Consider the following 3,665-nt stretch of genomic DNA (forward strand, 5'->3'; position numbering starts at 1 on the left):
CATCAAAAACCATGTGATCAAAATGGACAGCGTGCCTTCGGAAGAAAAGATCTTCTATATGGGCATCTGCCTGAACAGAGTGCTGCAGGGCTGTGCGCTGAATGAAATTGACGGCGCGGTCATCAGCAGGATGCAGGCGGAACTGCAGGAATATCAGGAACTGCTTCAGCCTATCCTGAAAGCCATTGAAATCACAATGAGGGCAGCGGAAAAAGTTCAGGTACACATGAGTGGTGCAAGAAATATGCTGGCATTCCCTGAATTTTCTGACATCCAGAAAGCAAAATCCCTGTTCCAGACACTGGAAGAGAAAGATGTTCTGGTAACGATGCTGGAAGAAAGCAAGGGCAATGATATTCAGATCCTGATCGGCAGCGAAAACACAGTACAGGGCATGAAAAACTGCAGTGTTATCACAGCGACTTATAAAATGGGGGACAATACAAGAGGTACCATCGGTATCGTAGGTCCTACCAGAATGGATTATTCTCAGGTAATTTCCGTACTGAATGGTATGGTGCAGAATATTGAAGGTGTATTACGGAATCTTTCCGATGGAAATAACAAGAATACCTAGAAATGAGGGAATATAGTGGAAGAAATGAAAAAGGATGAAAATCTGGAAACACAGGAAACTGTTGTGGAAGAAACTGTGGAAACAGTAGAAGAAACAGCAGAAAATGTGGAAGCAGAAGTTGTAGAAGAAGGCGAAGTGGAAATCGTTGATGAGAAGGACGAAAAGATCGCCCAGCTGGAACAGCAGGCTGCTGATAATCTGGATAAATATCAGAGATGTCTGGCGGAATTCGATAACTTCCGTAAAAGAACAGTAAAAGAAAAAGCAAGCATGTACGACGACGGCGTAAGAAGCACAGTAGAAAAACTGCTGATGGTCATCGACAATCTGGAAAGAGCCGTTATGGTACAGGAAGGCAAAGCAGATGAAAACGATGCTTTCTTCAAAGGTGTGAAAATGACTCTGACACAGTTCCAGGATGTTCTGAAAGGTCTTGGCGTAGAAGAAATCAAGGCTGTGGGCGAAAAATTCGACCCCAACCTGCACGCAGCGGTAGCTCACGAAGACAATGAAGAATACGGCGAAAATGAAGTCGTTCTGGAAATGCTGAAGGGTTATATGTATAAAGATAAAGTGATCCGTCACAGTATGGTAAAAGTAGCAAACTAAGAAACTGAAAAAGTATTTGTATATTTTAGGAGGAATTAATCATGGGTAAAATTATCGGTATCGACCTGGGTACAACTAACTCTTGTGTAGCAGTAATGGAAGGCGGCCAGCCTGTTGTTATCGTAAACAGCGACGGCGCAAGAACAACACCTTCCGTAGTAGGTTTTGCAAAAAACGGTGAAAGACTGGTTGGTGAAACAGCAAAACGTCAGGCAATCACAAACCCTGACAACACAATCGCTTCCATCAAAAGCCACATGGGCGAAAACTATAAAGTAGACATCGAAGGCAAAGGTTACTCCCCTCAGGAAATCTCTGCTATGATCCTGCAGAAACTGAAAGCAGACGCAGAAGCTTACCTGGGCGAAACAGTATCCGAAGCAGTAATCACAGTACCTGCTTACTTCAATGACTCTCAGAGACAGGCAACAAAAGACGCAGGCAGAATCGCTGGTCTGGATGTAAAACGTATCATCAACGAACCCACATCCGCAGCTCTGGCTTACGGTCTGGATAATGAAAACGAACAGAAAATCATGGTATACGACCTGGGCGGTGGTACATTCGACGTTTCCATCATCGAAATCGGTGACGGCGTAATCGAAGTATTGGCGACTAACGGTAACACACACCTGGGCGGCGACGACTTCGACCAGAGAGTGATCAACTTCCTGGTAGAAGAATTCAGAAAAGCAGAAGGCATGGATCTGTCCAAAGACAAAATGGCAATGCAGAGACTGAAAGAAGCTGCGGAAAAAGCGAAAAAAGAACTGTCTACAGTAGCATCCACAAACATCAACCTGCCCTTCATCACAATGAACCAGGACGGCCCCAAACATCTGGATGTCACTCTGACAAGAGCAAAATTTGACGAACTGACACATGACCTGGTAGACGCTACAATGGGTCCCGTAAAACAGGCTCTGGCTGACGCCGGTCTGTCCACAGGCGAAATCGACAAAGTTCTGCTGGTTGGTGGTTCCACAAGAATCCCCGCAGTTCAGGATGCAGTGAAAAAATACACAGGCAAAGAACCTTTCAAAGGCATCAACCCCGATGAATGTGTAGCGGTAGGTGCTGCAATTCAGGGCGGTAAAATGGCTGGCGACGAAGGTGCAGGCTCCATCCTGCTGCTGGACGTAACACCTCTGTCTCTGGGTATTGAAACTCTGGGCGGTGTTGCTACAAAACTGATCGACAGAAACACAACAATCCCTACAAACAAAAAACAGATCTTCTCCACAGCAGAAGACAACCAGACAGCAGTAGACATCCACGTTGTACAGGGTGAAAGACCTCTGGCTAGAGACAACAAAACTCTGGGTCAGTTCAAACTGGACGGTATCGCTCCTGCAAGAAGAGGTGTTCCTCAGATCGAAGTAGCATTTGACATCGACGCAAACGGTATCGTACACGTTTCCGCAAAAGATCTGGGCACAGGCAAAGAACAGAAAATCACAATCACAGCAGGTTCCAACCTGAGCGATGAAGAAATCGACAGAGCTGTAAAAGAAGCAGAACAGTTCGCAGAAGCTGACAGAAAGAGAAAAGAAGCAATCGATGCGAAAAACGAAGCAGATTCCCTGATTTTCCAGACAGAAAAATCTCTGGAAGAAATGGGCGACAAGCTGGATGGCGCAGACAAAGCAGCTGTAGAAGCGGAACTGTCCAAACTGAAAGATGCAGTAAAAGATATGACACCTGAAACAATGACAGAAGCTGACACAGAAAACGTGAAAGCTGCAACAGAATCTCTGAAACAGGAATTCTACAAACTGTCTGAAAAACTGTATCAGCAGGCGCAGGCTGCACAGGGCGGCGCAGATATGAACGGCGCAGGTCCTGACGTAGTTGACGGCGAAGGCAAAGAACTGTAATATAGGACAGAACATAAGCAAGGGTGCCCTTGGGCACCCTGCTTTTCACGTTTATTAAATTGAGAACTTGACCCTTTTGTTTCGCAAAAACGTAGATTTTGCAAGCGAGGTCCAGGGAATCATTCCCTGGCGGGGTTTGGGGCAGCGCCCCAAGAGAAAAGGTGGGTGAGGTAGTTGGCTAATAAAAGAGATTATTATGAGGTTCTGGGCGTAAACAAAAACGCAACAGAAGCGGAGCTGAAAAAGGCTTACCGTAAAATGGCGATGAAATATCATCCCGACCAGAACCAGGGCGATAAAGAAGCAGAAGAAAAATTTAAGGAAGTCAACGAAGCTTATGAAGTACTGAGCGATGCGCAGAAACGTGCACAGTACGATCAGTTTGGTCATGCGGCTTTTGAACAGGGCGGCATGGGAGGCGGTGGCGGCTTCTATGGTCAGGGCTTTGATATGGGCGACTTGGGCGATATCTTTGGCAGCATGTTTGGCGGCGGCTTTGGTGGTTTCGGCGGCTTTGGCGGCGGCAGTGCAAGAAGAAACGGTCCCAGAAAAGGCAGAGATGTAAATGTAAATATTCAGCTGACATTTGAAGAAGCTGTTTT

The 3,665-nt window shown here is 46.1% G+C and carries 3 protein-coding genes and 1 pseudogene; all 4 read left to right on the top strand.

All coding sequences use genetic code 11. From position 1 onward, the window contains the following. Positions 1-577: pseudogene (locus ACJMLT_RS02335) on the top strand (HrcA family transcriptional regulator); the annotation flags it as partial. Positions 578-601: 24 nt separating this feature from the next. Continuing rightward, positions 602-1,186, top strand: coding sequence for a nucleotide exchange factor GrpE (gene grpE, locus ACJMLT_RS02340; protein ID WP_405726003.1), 585 nt, complete (start codon positions 602-604; stop codon positions 1,184-1,186). 41 nt (positions 1,187-1,227) lie between these two features. After that, positions 1,228-3,063, top strand: a complete 1,836-nt coding sequence (gene dnaK / locus ACJMLT_RS02345) for a molecular chaperone DnaK (protein ID WP_405725997.1) — start codon at positions 1,228-1,230, stop codon at positions 3,061-3,063. A gap of 174 nt (positions 3,064-3,237) precedes the next feature. Then, positions 3,238-3,665, top strand: a 428-nt coding sequence (locus ACJMLT_RS02350) for a DnaJ domain-containing protein (RefSeq protein WP_405726000.1), incomplete at its 3' end; no start/stop codon positions are given.

The sequence above is a fragment of the Anaerotignum sp. genome, assembly GCF_045122575.1.
Lineage (GTDB): Bacteria > Bacillota > Clostridia > Lachnospirales > Anaerotignaceae > Anaerotignum_A.